The following is a 16,901-nucleotide window of genomic DNA, read 5'->3' on the forward strand; positions in this document are numbered from 1 at the left end:
TTTTTTTAGCAAAATAAAAACGTTTTTATTTTTGAGAGGAATCGTTCAGGAGGGGAGAATCATTTGACAAATCGAATCACGATTCGGGAAGTGGCAAAGGAGGCAAACGTATCAATTGCGACTGTTTCTAAAGCACTGAACGGTGTCAATGTTGTTCGACCAGCAACGAAAGAACGAGTGCTGGCTGCCGCGCAACGTTTGCATTATGTCCCCAATTTAATGGGCAAACAATTGAAAAACACAAAAACCAAGATGCTTGGTTTTTACACCACTAGCATTAAAGGACCTTACTTTAGCGTATTAGTTGAAGCGATTGCCAGAGAGGCAGAAACGCATGGGTATGCAGTCAACGTCTTCTTATCCACGGATAAACGAGTGGTTCTCAATCGTATTTTAGGGGGGATGGTTGATGGCATTATTGGATTTGAAGATTTTTTAACAGAGCAGGATTTGGCAGCGATGGAAAGAGAACAAATCAAAGCCGTCTTTATCGATCGAAACATTCAAGAGAGGAACTTTGGTAGTGTGGTATTTGATTCCTTCGAAAAAGGAAAAGCTGCTACTAAGTATCTCTTGTCACTAGGACATAAAAAAATCGTTTTTATCAGTGGGATTGCTGGTGTTTATGATAGTGATGAACGCTTAAGAGGGTATTGCGAAGCATTAAAAGAAGCCGGCATCTCTTGGCGCTCGGATTATCAATTGCAGGGATTCTTTGAAGAAGAACGGACGAGAGCCAGCGTGCAGCAGTTTTTGTTAGAGCAAAAAGACTTGCCCACAGCATTTTTGGCAGGGAATGATCTTAGTGCGATCGGAACAGTCAAGGCGATCCACGAAACCAAGTGGCGGGTGCCTGATGATTTCAGCGTGATTGGTTTTGATGGTATTGATCTTTTAGACTATTTTACTCCTCGCTTGACCACAGTGAAAAATCCGATCCAACAGCAAGGGATCACGGCAGTAAAACATTTAGTAGAATTGATTGAGGAAAACGCATTTGGTATCTCCTACGTTTTACCAGGAGAATTGAGTATTAATCAATCGACAAAACAAGTAAATGAATAATGAGGGTGAAGCGATGTTTATTGGAATTGATGTTGGAGGAACGGCTATCAAATATGGTGTGATCTTGAGAACTGGTGAAATTGTAAAGAAAGGACAGATGCCAACGATTCATGAAAAAGAAAATTTTTTGCAGTCTATCGAAGTATTGATCAAATCGCTGCAGCAAGATGCAGTGATCGAAGGTGTCGGTATTAGCGCACCAGGCATTATCCAAAAAGATGGCACGATGATCACGGCAGGATCAATCAAATCCCTGTATGGAATCAACTTGAAGCTAGAATTAGAGGGACGTGTTAAGCTGCCGGTCATTGTTGAAAATGATGCCAATGCGGCGGCGATTGCTGAAAAATGGTTGGGGCACGCACAGACCTGTGAAAACTATCTTTGTCTCGTTGTGGGAACAGGCATTGGGGGCGGGATCATCGTCAACAATCGGCTCTATCGCGGCAGCCATGGTATGGCGGGGGAATTTGGGTGGATGCTGATCGACTCATTGCCTGAACAGGGAAATCTAGAGTCAGTTTCCTTGAACCAACGAGCTGCCATCGTGGGAGGGCTTTGCCATCAATACCAACTGGCACTCCAGCAACTAGGGCGAAGTGATCTGCCCCAAGATGCAATCGAGATTTTCCAGCGAGGAGAACAAGGAGAAGTAGTAGCGAATCAAGTGATTGCACAATTCTTCCAAGATTTATCAGTAGGCTTGCTGAATTTGATCAGTACATTTGATCCCGAGCTGATTTTGATCGGTGGTGGAATCAGTGAAAATGATTCTTTCATGGCAAAACTTGAAGAGACCATGAGTCAACTAAAAGCTCGCCATGAGAGTATTGGTTATTTAGAGGGGCGCACGATTGCACCAATTCAACGAGCAAAATTAAAAAATGATGCAGGCATGATTGGTGCGGTCTATCAATTGATGAACCAATAAAGGAAAGCATGTATTTCCTTTGGGTGAAAAAGTAAGCGTTTTAGAAAGGGTGGAAAAATGGAATCAAAAGGTGTCATGCTAAAAGCAACCCCACAGAAAAGGTCATTTTTGCAAAAACTAAAAAGCCAAAGCTTTTATCAAGCGATGGTTTGGCCAGGTATTCTCTTGATGATCATTTTTAATTTTATCCCACTATATGGGATCGTCATCGCGTTTAAAGATTACTCGGTTCTTGATTCGATCGCAAATGCGGAGTGGGTCGGTACCCAGTATTTTCAAGAGTTTTTTAGTGATTCAATGTTTTGGACGGTGATGAGTAATACACTAGGCATCAGCTTTTTTAAACTGCTGATTGGTTTTCCAGCGGCGATTGGCTTAGCGGTATTGATCAATGAAATCGTTCATGTTCGTTTAAAGAAGGTCGTTCAAACGGTCTCTTATTTGCCCCATTTTCTGTCTTGGGTCATCTTAGGTGGCATGTTTATTACGTGGTTATCTGATACGGGATTGGTCAATAATTTGTTGCTAGGTGTTGGGGTGATCGATGAACCGATCCGTTTCTTGACTGACCCAGAAAAATATTGGGCCATCGCAGTCATTTCCGATATTTGGAAAGAAGTTGGCTGGAATACGATTTTATACATTGCTGCTATGACAGGGATCAATCCAGCTCTTTATGAAGCAGCGAGAATGGATGGTGCCACGAAATTTCAGCAGATCACGCGGATCACGATCCCTTCAATCCGCCATATTATCGCATTGACGTTTGTTTTATCCGTTGGTGGGTTATTGGGTTCAAACCTTGATCAAACACTCGTCTTACAAAATCCTGTCAATTATCAGTCCAGTGAAGTCATTAATTCATTCGTCTATAAAATGGGGATACAACAAGGAGACTTCTCCTATGCGACCGCCGTTGGCCTGTTTGTGTCGGTTGTTTCTTTGATCCTCGTGGTAGGAAGTCATCTTTTGACCAAAAAAATCAGTGATGAATCAGTTTTTTAGAGGAGGGAAAGTATGAAGCAAACATTTTCAAAAGATGAGAAAATCTTCAATGTTGCCAATGTGATTTTTATGGTGTTCTTTTTAGCCATCATTGCTTTGCCTTTGTGGAATATCGTCGCTTTATCTTTCAATGATGCGACCGATGCCGCAAGAGGGGGGATCTACTTTTGGCCCCGGAAATTTTCACTAGAAAGTTACTACACCGTTTTTGAAGATTCTGCGATCTATAAAGCCTTTGTCATCTCAGTTGCAAAAACTGTGATTGGTGTTGTGTTGCATACGGCACTGACGGCGATGGTCGCCTACGGGATGAGTCGTAGAAACCTAATGGGACGGAAAATTTATATGAACATGGGGATTTTAACGATGTTCGTTTCTGGAGGGATGATACCCACATTTCTCTTATTTAAGGAACTGGGCTTGTTAAATAATTTTTGGGTCTACATCATACCTGTCTTATTTTCTTTTTACGACATGGTGATTCTGATGAATTTTTTCCGGAGCATTCCATTTTCGCTGGAAGAATCTGCCATGATGGATGGCGCCAATCCTTTTATTATTTTCGTGAAAATCATTTTGCCATTGTCCCTTCCAGTTTTGGCAACCATCGCATTATTCCACGGGGTCTTTCAGTGGAACGATTATATGACGGCTAATATCTACGTTGATGATCGCAGCTTATATCCTTTACAAATGCTGCTATTTCGGATCGTTTCGGAAAATCTATCGCCCGCAGTGGCGACCGGAACCAATGTGGTCAGAAATACGACTTCACAGTCATTGCAATTAGCAACCATGGTCGTCACGACGGTTCCTGTCGTCGTGATCTATCCATTTTTACAAAAGTACTTTATTCAAGGGATGACTCTTGGATCAGTAAAAGAATAGACAAAAGGAGAGAAAAAAATGAAAGCAAGCAAATTATTTTTAGGGATCGGTCTCGCACTTACGTCAACCATAGTATTAGGAGCCTGCGGCAATTCCAATAATGAGTCCAAAGGGGCCGCCGTCGTAGAAGATCTGCCAGAAGCCCGCTTTGAAGCAGATAAAGACACGCCTAGCTGGCAAAAGGACACCGACCATGAAGCTACTTTGAAATGGTATGTCAATTTTGATTGGTATGCTCAGCCGGGTTGGGGCAAAGATACTGTGACGCGAAAAATCAAAGAAGATATGAATATCAATGTCGAATTTATTTCAGGAAATGACGAGAACCTTAATACGATGCTAGCTGGTGGCGATCTTCCAGATATCATGACCTTCGATAAAAACCTGTCTGCTGCAAATGAAGCGACAAAATTTGCCTTGCCATTAAATCTTTTGGCAGAAAAATATGACCCTTACTTCTTAGAACATGCAGCGAAACCGGAATCTGTTCAATGGTTTACTTTAGAAGATGGCAACATTTATGGATACCCAAGCTTTTCCACGACTGCACAAGATTATGAGGACGGTAATGTAGTAGGAGACCAAGTTTTCATTGTCCGCAAAGATATTTATGAAGCATTAGGGGAACCCGATATGTCGACGCCAGAAGGATTTTTAGATGCGTTAAAACAGGCAAAAGAAGCATTTCCGACGGCAGATGATGGTGCAGCTCTAGTCCCATTTGCTTCGACTGCACTAGATATTTCCAATGGCGGGGATGGCGCCTATGGTGGTACTTTGCAAGATTTTCTAAGCATTGCACCAAGTGTTGATGGGCAATTTAATGATCGAGATGCTGATGAGGAGTATATCACGTGGATCGAGACTTTTAGAAAAGCGTACAATGAAGGATACATCACCAACGACCAGTTTTCAGACAATGACAACACGATGAAAGAAAAACTAGGACAAGGGCGATATTTTGCTTACCTGCATACGAATACGAAGGGACTCAATGAGTTTATGTCTGATAATAATGCTCGTAACCCTGAACAAACTTATATTGCCGTCGATGGTCCAAAAAATTCGAATGGCGATGATTCCACTTTTACTGGCGGAAATATTGGTGGATGGACACAAACCTTTATCACGACGTCGACAAAAGAACCCCAAAAAGCCATGGAACTTTTGACCTATTTAGCAAGTGAGTATGGCACGATGGTCACTACCTTTGGTATCGAAGGGGAAACATACAATCTCGTAGATGGCGTGGTTGAATACTCAGAAGAAACAGAAGCCTTAAGAAATTCGGACATAGCTCGTTTTGACAAGGAAGTTGGTTTGGGCTCTTATTGGTTCGTTGGCAATGACAATTATGCCATCCAAATGGGACAAAAACCAGCTACATCGATTCGGCAGATGGTGGAATGGTCGCAAGACAAATTGGCGCCACGTTTTGAGATCGAAGACATTGATCCTCGCACCGGTTCTGAAGCAAGAAATCTCACTTCCATCAACACAGCAAGAGTGCAAGCGTTGGTCAACTTTATTCAGGCAGACTCGGAAGAAGCGGGACGTCAGATTTGGGAAGATTACTTACAAGAACGAGAAAACAATGGTTGGTCAGCAATCGTTGATTATCGAAATGAGAAAATCGCTGAAAATATTGAAAAATTAAAATAAAGGTGTGTGTGTGATGTTTGCTTTAGAGAGTCGTTTTTATCGTCTTTGCGAAATCGTTTTTCGTATGCTGGTATTGAATCTCTTGTTTTTGGTGGTATCGTTTCCGATCGTCACGTTTCCAGCAGCTTTGCGAGCAGTGGTCGATGCTTACGAACATCCTGAAGCAAAACTGCTAAAACCCTTTTTGAAAAATAGCAAAAGCGCGTTATTGAAGACTCTGCCACTAGGGGTCTTCAATCTCTTCTCATTTTTATGCGGACTCAGCTTGTGGCGTTCTGCTGCTTTGACGAATTCCTTGTTTTTCTCTTTTTTGACCATCATTTTTCTTACTTTTTTGTTGTCCTACAACATTAACCTGTATGTGATGCAATCAAAAATGCAAGATCGGCAAAACCTGTTTGACCTTTTTCGTAGTAGTTTTTTCTTTACGATGATGCACTACCATAAAGGGATCGGAATCTTAGTCCTAGCAGCGATCGGCTATTTCTTCACATGGCAATCAGCACCAGGTATCTTCTATCTGTTTTATCTGTCTGGGCCTTTGTATTTCTATCAAAAAGTGTTGCATCTAAAAAGAGTGGATCAATCTTGATTCACTCTTTTTTTGTTGCTGGTAATCGCCACTAGCAAGGAAGGAAACAGGATGAAACACATTCCAATCTTTGAAACGCATTGAATTGAAAACGTTTGCTATTCTATTAGTAACAAATGTTTCCTATAATGAACCTACAAATCAACTACAAAGGAGTTTCCTCAATGAAAGAAAAAGTGATGGATGCCATGCAGAAATTCTCCAAGGCAATGTTTGTGCCCGTTTTGATTTTGCCGATCGCAGGGATATTGATTGCCGTTGGGAATGTGTTTACGAATGTCCGCTTGCTTGAGCAGTTTCCCTTTTTGGATAATCCGATAACCACCGGTTTTGGTAGTATCTTATCCGCTTCCTTATTACCGATTTTAACCAATTTAGGCATTATTTTTTGTGTCGGGATCGCTTTAGGGTTAGCCAATAAGAAAAAGGCTGAAGCGGGATTTACCGCGTTGTTAGGTTATTTCGTCTTCTTAAATGCCATGAACAAATTCATGGAGCTTCGGGGGATGTTGGTTCCAGCCGATGCCCTTCAAGGTTCAGGACAAGCGATCGTTTTAGGAATCCAAGTGTTGGACATGGGGGTCTTTCTGGGTATCATTTTAGGGATCGTCGTAGCATTGATCCATAATCGTTTTATCGATACGACCTTTAACAATGCCTTTCAAGTTTATGGCGGCGCGCGCTTCGTCTTTATTGTCTTGATTCCGGTCGTCGTGTTATTAGCCATCGTTTCCACGTTTATATGGCCAGTAATACAAACTGGTATCGACGGTTTAGGCGGCATCATTCAACAAACGGGCAATTTTGGCATCTTCTTGTACGGGATGTTGGAACGCTTATTGATTCCAACTGGCTTGCATCACTTGATCTATACGCCGTTTTTGTATACTTCATTAGGCGGTGTCGCAGAAGTTGGCGGTCAAGTCTTTGAAGGGGCACGGAATATTTATTTTGCGGAAATTGCTGACCCAGCAGTCCGCGTATTATCGCAAAGTGTCATTTGGGACGCTCGTGGGATCTCAAAAATGTTTGGACTGATCGGTGCTTGTTTGGCGATGTATCAAACGGCAAAACCAGAAAATAAAGTCAAAGTCAAAGCCATTTTGATTCCAGCTGTCGTTACTTCCTTTATTGCAGGTGTGACTGAACCAATCGAATTTTCTTTTATGTTCGTGGCACCTGTTTTGTTCGTCATTCATTCTGCCCTTAGCGGCTTGAGTATGGTGGCGTTAAATCTCTTTGGTTCTCGTGCCATCGGACCGAATGGCTTCATCGACTTTCTTTTGTACAACTTGCCCTTAGGGATCGAGAAGACTCGCTGGCCGGTATACTTGATCGTCGGGGTCGTCTTCTTCTTTCTTTATTACTTCTTGTTCCGCTTTTTGATCACGAAACTGAACTTGAAAACGGTCGGGCGTGAAGAAGATGGAACAGAGACCAAACTGTATTCGAAGAAAGAGTACAAAGAAAAACAACTTGCTGGAGCAGGTGTCGGGGTCATGGCGAGTGATCAAGCCGCCACTAATCCAACTAGTGAAACAAGTATCTCAGCAATCATCACCAAAGCGCTAGGTGGCGATGACAATATCAAAACCATCGACAACTGCTATACCCGCTTACGTTTAAAACTAAAGGATCCTGAACTCGTGGATGAAGCGCTGCTAAAAGACGAAACACAAGCCAAAGGCGTGATCAAAAATGGTGAAAATGTCCATGTCGTTTACGGGTTGACCGTGCCGAAAGTGCGGGAAGAATTAGAAAATTATCTTGGAAGAGAAGGAGAGATTGAATGATGAAAAATTTTTCAGTAGTGATCGCAGGGGGCGGCAGTACCTTTACCCCGGGAATCGTTATGATGCTGCTTGACAATCAAGAACGCTTTCCTTTAAGAAAGCTGAAACTATACGACAATGATGAAGCACGCCAAGCGATCCTTGGTGAAGCCCTAGCGATCTTATTAAAAGAACAAGCACCGCAAATCGAATTTTCGTTTACGACGGATCCTGAGGAAGCCTTCAGCGATGTCGATTTCTGTATGGCGCATATCCGAGTAGGAAAGTATGATATGCGGGAAAAAGATGAAAAAGTCCCCTTGCGTCATGGCGTCTTTGGCCAAGAAACCTGTGGACCAGGAGGGATCGCTTATGGGATGCGCAGCATCACTGGTATGCTGGAGATCATTGATTACATGGAAAAGTATTCCCCCGATTGTTGGATGCTGAATTATTCCAATCCAGCTGCAATCGTAGCTGAAGCATGTCGAGTCTTGCGTCCTAAATCAAAAGTTCTGAATATCTGTGACATGCCCGTGGGCACGTTGCGTCGGATGTCGCAAATCATTGGCAAGCAGCCAGAAGAGTTAGAAGTTCGCTACTTTGGCTTGAATCATTTTGGCTGGTGGACCAGCGTCAAAGACAAAGAAGGCACGGAGTACATTCAAACCATTCGGGACTACGTGGCAGAACACGGCTATTTGACACAGATCGAAGTGGATACCCAACATACAGACCCAAGTTGGCAAGACACCCACAAAAAAGCCAAAGACCTCTTGGCGCTCACACCAGAATATCTGCCAAATACGTACTTGAAATATTATTTATACCCAGATTACGTCTACGACCACATGAAAGAACATCCAGAGTATACGCGTTCCAATGAAGTGATGGAAGGACGGGAAAAACGAGTGTTCGATCATGCCAAAAAGATCACGGCACAAGGATCTGCTGAAGGGATCGCTTTTGAGATTGATGCCCATGCAACCTTTATCGTTGATTTGGCACGCGCCATCGCTTTTAATACGCATGAGCGAATGGTGATGATTGTGGAAAACAACGGCGCGATTGCGAACTTCCCAGATGATGCCATGGTGGAAGTGCCATGCATCGTGGGTTCTGATGGACCAGAAGCCCTCGCTCAAGGGAAAATTCCTGCCTTCCAACAAGCGCTCATGTTCCAACAGGTGACTGTGGAAAAATTAGTGGTCGAAGCATATGTGGAAAAGAGCTATCAAAAAATGTGGCAAGCGTTAAGCCTTTCCAAAACGATTCCTAGCGCAAAAGTAGCCAAAGAGTTACTCGATGATTTGGTCTCGGAAAATGGTGATTACTGGCCAGGATTGTCTTGATTTGTTTCACATTTGCGAAACATTTGCTGATTGGCTAACTGGAAAGAGGAAGATTCTCCAAGAATCTTTCTTTTTTTTTATTTTTGCTGTGGAAGGATAATTCTCTGAAGAAAATCATCACTAAACGTCTTCTCAACAAAACGATCAGACAGGTATACTAGAATATGCCACTAACTATGGTAGAATAAAGCTAATTGAATCAGATGAGAGGGAGCAATGCGATGTTTTTAGGGATTGATATCGGCACAACAGCTATAAAGTTTGGGGTCATTGAAGATCGGAAAATCATTTACTCACAGTCATTACCAATCAAAACCCATAGCCACGGGTTAAAACAGACCCAATCAGCGACCCAGATCAGTAGCCAATTAATCAGTGGTGTCACAACGATTCCCGCTCAATTAAAAGCGGCAATCACAGTGATCGGGTTCAGTACCGCCATGCACAGTTTGATGCCAGTGACTGGTGAGACAGCTGAAGAGATTTACATTTGGTCAGACAATCAAGCGAGTCAAACGATGACGGCCTTTCGTCAAACGGATCTGGCGGCAACGTTTTATGAAGAGACGGGGACACCGATCCATGCAATGTCTCCCTTTGCAAAACTGGCTTATTTTCAAACGAATGGTTCATATTTCAAAGAGACGAAATGGTTTGGCTTAAAAGAACTTGCAATGGCGTTGTTTACCGGACAAGCACGGATCGATTATAGTACCGCATCAGCGACCGGTCTTTTTTCTTTGAAAGAAAAGCAATGGAGTCAAAAAATTCTTAACTATTTATCCCTTTCAAAAGCCCAGTTAGCGCCTTTATGTGCACCGACTGATCGTTTTTTGATTACCGAGGAGATGGCGCAGCGGTGTGGCTTGAAGCCTGAGGTAGAAGTGATGTGCGGGGCTAGCGATGGGTGTTTGGCAGCATATGCTGGCTATATTTCTACAGGGATTCGCAACAGCTTGACGATCGGGACCAGTGCGGCGGTTCGTAAAGTAAGTGAGACCACCGTCTTTGATGACCAAAAACAAAATTTTTGCTACTATCTGCAAGATGACCTCTATGTCGTAGGGGCACCTTCAAACAATGGTGGCTGTGTCCTTGCTTGGGCAAAAGAGACCTTATCAGAAGATCCTGATGGGTTTTATCATTATCTGCCGCAAGTCATGGAGGAATCACCGATCGGCAGCAACGGCTTACGTTTTTTCCCCTATTTAAACGGGGAGCGGGCACCCTTTTGGACGAATGAGATCACAGGCGGCTTTTCTGGCTTGACCCTGAAACACAATCGCTCAGACATGTTGCGGGCAGTCATCGAAGGCATGCTGATGAACATCAATTTATTAAAGCAAATGGCGCAGTTGGAAGGGGCAGTCACTGTAAGTGGTGGTTTCTTTCAAACAAAACTTTTAGGTCAAATGACCGCGGATGTGTTGGGACTGACCTGTTATCTTTCCGATGAAAATGAACCAATATTCGGCTTGTATGATTTATATAAAAGCTCTGTTGTGCGGCAAGATCAGCCAGCTGAAAAATTTGTACCTGATCCGCAGAACCAAGCACTTTATCAAGAACTGGCAAAAACCTATTTTCAAGCATAAGCCAAAACCAGCAATCCACTAGGGTTGCTGGTTTTCTTTTTCAACACGGGTAAAAGCGTCGACGATATATTCCATCAATAAGAGTAGTTTACCAAAGAAGCTAGTGTACTGGATGTTTTGGGTGTCGTAGGGACGTTCATCTGTCACTTCAAAGGAAAAGGTCGCTAGTTGATTGGCGCGATGATCACCGTTCCCGCAAAATAAAACAGTTGGTATGTGATGTTCATTGGCTAATGCCATCTTTTCCAGCACTTTTTGTGTTTCGCCAGATTTAGAAATGGTGATCAACATACTGATGTTCTCGATATTGTTACTAATGATCCCACCTGAGTCAGAAGCACTGACTAATAAGGTTTTGATGCCGTTGACCAGCATTTTTTTGTGGAGGTATTCTGCCACGATCCCCGAAAAACCTGTTGCATAAATCGTAATAAACTTGTGCTTATTTTGTCCATAGATTTCTTTGATCGCGTCAATCGTATCTGCAATACTGGCAGCGTCAATTTGGTAATCGATGGCGGCTTCAGTGATCGTCTGATTTTTCAAGCGATTCTTTAAGAAGTAAAGTAGCTCTAGATAGCCAGAAAAACCTAATTTTTGCGCAAGCCGCACGATGGTTGCGGGGGAAGTATAGACCGCTTTAGCGATTTCTCTTAAGGGCAGTCCATCGATCGCAGCGGTATTTGCAAGCAAATAATCAAGAATTTGCAGCTCATTGTCAGTCAATTTTTTTCCTTTGATCAATACATTTAAGTCCATTGTTCGGCACTCCTTTGTCTTGTCTTCATCATACAATGAATAACGACAGAAAGTAAAATAGGAATCGCGTCATACTGATATATAGGAAAAAAGATTGTGCATTTCCTAAAAAGATATTATAATTTCTTATATAGAAAATAAAGGTGGAGAAATGATGACGCAAAAACCATATGGAACCGTACTACTAAAAGCAGCAACCATTTTAGATTATCTCGCAGAAGCGCCCAGTAAACCATTGCAAGAAATTTCGGAAGCAACGAAACTGACCCCATCCACAGCTTTGAAAATATTGGAAACGCTGCAAATGATCGGCTATGTCAAACGGGACAAAGAGAAGAATTATCGCTTAGGGTCTAAACTGATCAAGTATGCCAATCAAAACATTCAAGAGCTTGATTTAGTGGAAATCAGCTTGCCATACTTGGAAGCATTGCAGAAAACGGCGGATGAAACGATCCACTTAGGGGTCTTGACTGCCAATGAGATTCTTTATGTCAATAAATTGGAGCCTCAGAATCAAACGATTCGCATGTCTTCAAAAGTAGGGATCACAAGACCGTTGTATAGCTCTGCCATGGGGAAAGCCGTTTTAGCGGAGTTTGATACCCCTCAAGTAGAGGAGTACTTGGCAGCAACGCCTTTAACCGCTTATACCGAAAATACCATTACAAATCAGTTGAAGTTGAAGAAAGAATTGGAGCAAGCAAAAGAAAACCAAGTAGCGTTTGATGATGAAGAAATGGAACAAGAAATCTATTGCATCGGCGCCTCACTGATAAAAGATCAGGAGATCGTTGGGGCGTTTTCTATCAGCCTACCGAAATACCGCTTGACCCCAGAATACAAAATGACATTGATCGATGCGATTATTGCGACAAAACAACAAATTGAACAAGCATTATAAACTTTTTAATGGAAAGCCCTTGCAAATAAAAACAAGAACGGTATAATAAACGTGTAAGTTTCTTTATAATAAATACCGTTTTCCAAATAGGAAATAAATGGAGGGTCTCAATGAAAAAAGTAGCGAATTTAATGAAACTAAAAGAAAGCGGTGTGATCGCTGTTGTGCGTGGCGCTTCAAAAGAAGAAGCACTACAAGCAAGTAAATCGATCGTTGCAGGGGGGATCACCGGCATTGAGTTGACTTTTACAGTGCCTCAAGCGGCGGATGTAATCGCTGAATTGGTAACAACCTTCAAAGAGAATCCAGAGGTAGTCGTTGGTGCTGGGACCGTTCTTGATGCAGTGACCGCCCGCTTAGCGATTATGGCAGGAGCAGAATATGTTGTCAGCCCAACTTTTGACCAAGAAACGGCTGAATTATGTAATTTATATCAAATTCCTTATCTGCCTGGTTGCATGACCATTTCAGAAATGAAGGACGCCTTAAAAGCAGGCGCAGATATCATTAAACTATTCCCGGGTAGTGCGTATGGCCCAAGTATCATCTCGGCCTTCAAAGCGCCATTGCCGCAATTAAACATTATGCCGACTGGTGGTGTCAGCTTAGACAACATGCAAGAATGGTTTGCAGCGGGTGTCGTAGCCGTTGGTGTAGGGGGGAATTTGTTAGCACCAGCAGCAAGTGGGGATTTTGACAAAGTAACAGAAGTAGCGAAACAATATGCGGCAAAATTAAAAGAGATTCGAGGAAAGTAAGATGGCAAACATTCTGACACTAGGAGAAATCATGTTGCGTCTATCGACAACGTTAGGCGACCGAATCGCCCATAGTTCGATGTTTGCTGCCCATTATGGCGGTGGTGAAGCCAATGTTGCGATCTCCTTGGCGAATTTTGGTCATCGCGTTTCTTTTGCTAGTAAAGTGCCTGAGAATGCTTTAGGAGATGCCGTTTTTCAGCATTTACGAAGCTATGGCGTCGATTGTCGCCACGTGCTTCGTGGCGGTTCCCGACTAGGTACTTACTATATTGAAACCGGTATCGGGGAACGAGCAGCGCGAGTGGTTTATGATCGTGCAGGCTCTAGCTTTGCTCAAATGATAGAAAATGAGTGGCAGTCTGACCTTTTTGATGGGATTGACATTGTTCACCTTTCAGGGATCACGCCCGCTCTTTCAACGACTTGGCAGACACTTTTGCTGACGTTGATCAAAGAAGCGAAAGTAGCTGGTTGTAAAATCAGTTTCGATATCAATTATCGTGGAAAGCTGTGGACGACTGCTGAAGCGCGCGTCTTTTTGCAAGAAGTGCTCCCCTATGTCGATTATTGCTCAGCAGGACAGTTAGATGCCCAAGTCTTTATGGATGTACCTGCTGCAACAGAAGAAGTCGAAGATGACTACTATTATCAAGAAATGCATCGGAAATACCCAAATATCCAGCTATTTTATTCAACTAGTCGTCAGGTGCTCTCAGCAAGTCACAATCAATTGACAGGAAGCCTATGGCACAACGGCAATTATGTCGTTTCTGCAACCCATGAGATCAATCCAATCGTTGATCGCGTCGGAGGAGGCGATGCCTTTTCAGCTGGTATCCTACATGGTCTTGTCACGAAGAAACAAGACCAAGAAATCATTGATTTTGCCACTGCCGCATCTGCCTTGAAGCATACGATCCATGGCGACTGTAATCAGTTTAGCGCCAATGAGATACAAGAATTTATTACAACAGGTTCAGGAAAAATTATCCGATAGGAGGAATAAAACATGCAACACATGGAAACACGCTATACCCATAGTCCACTTGATATTCGTCACTATAGTACCGAAGAATTACGCAGAGAATTTTTGGTAGAGAAAATTTTCACACCGGGACAAATCATGCTGACCTACACCCACAATGATCGCATGATCTTTGGCGGAGTGACACCGACAGAAGAAGCGTTAGAAGTGCAATTAAGCAGCGAATTAGGGGTGGAATACTTCTTAGAACGCCGTGAATTAGGCGTCATCAATATTGGAGGACCCGGTGCGATCACGATCGATGGCCAAAAAGAACCAATGAAGAAACAAGACGGTTACTATATCGGCAAGGAAACCAAACAAGTCTTGTTCCACTCAGATGATCCAGCAAATCCAGCGAAATTCTATCTATCTTGCGTGCCAGCACATAAGAAATACCCAAATGTAAAAATCAGTATCGATCAAGTCACACCAATGGAGACTGGTGAGGGCTTGACCTTAAATGAACGGAAAATTTATCAATACATTCACCCAAATGTTTGCGAAAGCTGTCAATTACAAATGGGGTACACGATCTTAGAACCAGGCAGTGCTTGGAATACGATGCCCAGCCATACTCATGAACGTCGGATGGAAGCATATGTGTATTTTGATTTTGCTAATGAAGATACAAAAGTATTCCATATGATGGGCAAACCAGATGAAACGAAGCATTTAGTGGTTAGTGAAGAACAAGCCGTTATTTCTCCAAGCTGGTCGATCCATTCGGGTGTTGGAACCAGTAACTACTCCTTTATCTGGGCAATGTGTGGCGAAAACATCACCTATACCGATATGGATATGGTGGCTATGGACGACTTAAAATAAAAAGAAAGAGGGTTTATCAATTATGGATTTTTCAATGGATCAATTTCGTTTAGATGGTAAAATCGCCTTAGTGACAGGCGCTGTCTATGGGATCGGTTTTACGATCGCTCGTTCACTAGCAGCAGCAGGAGCAACGATCGTTTTTAACAACTTGGATCAAGAATCAGTGGATAAAGGATTAGCAAACTATCGTGAAGCAGGGATTGAAGCCCACGGCTATGTCTGTGATGTAACGGATGAAAAAGCAGTCAACGAAATGGTCAAGCAGATCGAAGAAGAAGTTGGCGTGATCGATATCTTAGTCAATAATGCTGGGATCATCAAACGAATCCCGATGTTGGAGATGTCTGCTGAAGACTTCCGTCAAGTCGTTGACGTGGACTTGAACGCTCCATTTATCGTTTCAAAAGCAGTCTTACCGTCAATGATCAAAAAAGGACATGGAAAAATCATCAACATTTGCTCAATGATGAGTGAATTGGGAAGAGAAACAGTGGCTGGTTATGCAGCGGCTAAAGGCGGCTTGAAAATGTTGACGAAAAACATTTGTGCTGAATTTGGTTCAGCTAACATTCAATGTAATGGGATCGGACCTGGTTATATTGCAACACCGCAAACCGCACCATTACGAGAGATCCAACCAGACGGTTCTCGTCACCCATTTGATCAATTTATCGTAGCAAAAACACCTGCTGCCCGTTGGGGTGAGCCAGAAGATTTAGCAGGACCAACGGTTTTCTTAGCTTCTGAGGCATCAAACTTTGTCAATGGCCATGTCTTATATGTAGACGGCGGTATCTTGGCATATATCGGGAAACAACCTGAATAAAACAATCAATAGTAAGGATGGGGACGATTGCAATCGTTCCCATTTTTATGGTACAACACCCAAAAAATGTAGGTCTTTAAAAGGTAGCTTGGCGATTAATGGGTTGAAGCAAAGGAATGGCAAACAAATCTTTTAAAAAGAAGGAAAAGCAAAACGTTGTGAAGGGAAATGTTCTTCGCAGCGTTTTGCTTGAGTAGCTCTTTTTCAAATCAGGTAGCGTATTTATACTAGGGGAAGATTCAACACGAGCAATGAGTTTCAATCTAAAAGAACTTGTTGTGCAAGTGGTAATGGAGCATTTGTCAAACATTTGGCAACTAATTTGGCGACGACTGTAGCACCCTGGTCGTTCAAATGTGTGTTATCCGTAACGCCGGCTGGATAATTGGGATGCTGATTTTTTTCTAAATGAAGAAAATAGGTTTTCGCCTGTTGTGGTTTCAGTGCTGAAAAGAACCGTTGTGTTGCGGCAAAAAGATCCAGACAGACCACATCCAAGGAGGTAGCCAAAGCACGCATTGCTTCTGGGTAGGGACCGACTGTCAAAGGATCAAGTTGTTGTTGGTCCACGTAATGCAAACGAGTGATCGAGGTCAATAGGATCGGTGTCGCTTGCTGCTGGCGTGCCGTTTGCACGTAGGTTGCTAAATTATGCTGATATTCTACAGGTGTCGTACCACGACTATCTGTTTTTTGATCGTTGTGTCCAAATTGAATCAAGAGATAATCACCAGCATGTAGTTCTTTTTTTGCCTGCAACAAGCCTCCTTCTTCAATGAAGCTTTTGGAGGAACGCCCATTTTTTGCCAAGTTGACGATTTGATGCTGGGGGAGATAGCGTGAGATCTTTTCACCCCAGCCCGTTTCTGGACGAGCGCTAGGCTCTTTGATCGATGCGGTGGAATCACCGACGATGACGATTTTTTCCATTGTC

At 42.9% G+C, this 16,901-nt stretch carries 16 protein-coding genes; 14 read left to right on the forward strand and 2 right to left on the reverse strand.

The window, feature by feature from the left end; translation table 11 throughout:
* Positions 1 to 63: 63 nt before the first annotated feature.
* The 9 genes from IGI78_RS06825 (at position 64) to IGI78_RS06865 (ending at position 10,862) form a co-directional block, all read left to right on the forward strand.
* The gene (locus tag IGI78_RS06825) at positions 64 to 1,065 is read left to right on the forward strand and encodes a LacI family DNA-binding transcriptional regulator (RefSeq protein WP_195265768.1); all 1,002 of its coding nucleotides are present in this window, start codon (positions 64 to 66) and stop codon (positions 1,063 to 1,065) included.
* A 13-nt stretch (positions 1,066 to 1,078) separates the two neighbouring features.
* Positions 1,079 to 1,996 (forward strand): ROK family protein, encoded by a 918-nt coding sequence (locus IGI78_RS06830; protein ID WP_195265770.1) that lies wholly within the window; start codon positions 1,079 to 1,081, stop codon positions 1,994 to 1,996.
* Between the two features lie 57 nt (positions 1,997 to 2,053).
* The gene (locus IGI78_RS06835; protein WP_081118497.1) at positions 2,054 to 3,001 is read left to right on the forward strand and encodes an ABC transporter permease; all 948 of its coding nucleotides are present in this window, start codon (positions 2,054 to 2,056) and stop codon (positions 2,999 to 3,001) included.
* A 12-nt stretch (positions 3,002 to 3,013) separates the two neighbouring features.
* A complete protein-coding gene (locus IGI78_RS06840) occupies positions 3,014 to 3,889 on the forward strand; it encodes a carbohydrate ABC transporter permease (RefSeq protein ID WP_077453844.1) in 876 nt (291 codons plus the stop codon).
* A gap of 18 nt (positions 3,890 to 3,907) precedes the next feature.
* A complete protein-coding gene (locus IGI78_RS06845; protein WP_195265772.1) occupies positions 3,908 to 5,551 on the forward strand; it encodes an ABC transporter in 1,644 nt (547 codons plus the stop codon).
* Positions 5,552 to 5,564: 13 nt separating this feature from the next.
* Complete coding sequence (locus IGI78_RS06850) at positions 5,565 to 6,143, forward strand: hypothetical protein (protein ID WP_195265774.1); 579 nt, start codon at positions 5,565 to 5,567, stop codon at positions 6,141 to 6,143.
* Positions 6,144 to 6,307: 164 nt separating this feature from the next.
* Positions 6,308 to 7,936: a PTS transporter subunit EIIC gene (locus IGI78_RS06855; RefSeq protein ID WP_081118500.1), complete on the forward strand. Its 1,629-nt coding sequence runs from the start codon at positions 6,308 to 6,310 to the stop codon at positions 7,934 to 7,936.
* Positions 7,936 to 9,267 (forward strand): 6-phospho-alpha-glucosidase, encoded by a 1,332-nt coding sequence (locus IGI78_RS06860; RefSeq protein ID WP_077453863.1) that lies wholly within the window; start codon positions 7,936 to 7,938, stop codon positions 9,265 to 9,267. The genes IGI78_RS06855 and IGI78_RS06860 overlap by 1 nt, the downstream gene beginning before the upstream one ends.
* A gap of 221 nt (positions 9,268 to 9,488) precedes the next feature.
* Complete coding sequence (locus tag IGI78_RS06865; protein WP_288362182.1) at positions 9,489 to 10,862, forward strand: gluconokinase; 1,374 nt, start codon at positions 9,489 to 9,491, stop codon at positions 10,860 to 10,862.
* A gap of 18 nt (positions 10,863 to 10,880) precedes the next feature.
* On the opposite strand, the gene IGI78_RS06870 is transcribed toward IGI78_RS06865, so the two are convergent.
* On the reverse strand, positions 10,881 to 11,621 hold the full coding sequence (locus IGI78_RS06870) for a MurR/RpiR family transcriptional regulator (protein WP_195265776.1): 741 nt from the start codon (positions 11,619 to 11,621) through the stop codon (positions 10,881 to 10,883).
* Positions 11,622 to 11,772: 151 nt separating this feature from the next.
* Here IGI78_RS06870 and IGI78_RS06875 point away from each other — a divergent pair, with 151 nt between their 5' ends.
* From IGI78_RS06875 to IGI78_RS06895, 5 genes are all read left to right on the forward strand, one after another.
* The gene (locus IGI78_RS06875) at positions 11,773 to 12,525 is read left to right on the forward strand and encodes an IclR family transcriptional regulator (protein WP_170924083.1); all 753 of its coding nucleotides are present in this window, start codon (positions 11,773 to 11,775) and stop codon (positions 12,523 to 12,525) included.
* Between the two features lie 110 nt (positions 12,526 to 12,635).
* Positions 12,636 to 13,283 carry a bifunctional 4-hydroxy-2-oxoglutarate aldolase/2-dehydro-3-deoxy-phosphogluconate aldolase gene (locus IGI78_RS06880; protein WP_195265779.1) on the forward strand — a complete coding sequence of 216 codons (648 nt, stop codon included), beginning with the start codon at positions 12,636 to 12,638 and terminating at the stop codon, positions 13,281 to 13,283.
* Between the two features lies 1 nt (position 13,284).
* On the forward strand, positions 13,285 to 14,283 hold the full coding sequence (locus IGI78_RS06885; RefSeq protein WP_430618556.1) for a PfkB family carbohydrate kinase: 999 nt from the start codon (positions 13,285 to 13,287) through the stop codon (positions 14,281 to 14,283).
* A 12-nt stretch (positions 14,284 to 14,295) separates the two neighbouring features.
* Positions 14,296 to 15,138, forward strand: coding sequence for a 5-dehydro-4-deoxy-D-glucuronate isomerase (gene kduI / locus IGI78_RS06890; protein ID WP_005229915.1), 843 nt, complete (start codon positions 14,296 to 14,298; stop codon positions 15,136 to 15,138).
* 22 nt (positions 15,139 to 15,160) lie between these two features.
* Positions 15,161 to 15,967: a gluconate 5-dehydrogenase gene (locus tag IGI78_RS06895; protein WP_005229917.1), complete on the forward strand. Its 807-nt coding sequence runs from the start codon at positions 15,161 to 15,163 to the stop codon at positions 15,965 to 15,967.
* Positions 15,968 to 16,225: 258 nt separating this feature from the next.
* Here the strand turns inward: IGI78_RS06895 and IGI78_RS06900 are convergent, their stop codons facing one another.
* On the reverse strand, positions 16,226 to 16,897 hold the full coding sequence (locus IGI78_RS06900) for a rhamnogalacturonan acetylesterase (RefSeq protein WP_195265782.1): 672 nt from the start codon (positions 16,895 to 16,897) through the stop codon (positions 16,226 to 16,228).
* Between the last annotated feature and the right edge of the window lie 4 nt (positions 16,898 to 16,901).

Source organism: Enterococcus sp. DIV1767 (genome assembly GCF_050542585.1).
In the GTDB taxonomy this organism is placed as follows: domain Bacteria; phylum Bacillota; class Bacilli; order Lactobacillales; family Enterococcaceae; genus Enterococcus_D; species Enterococcus_D innesii.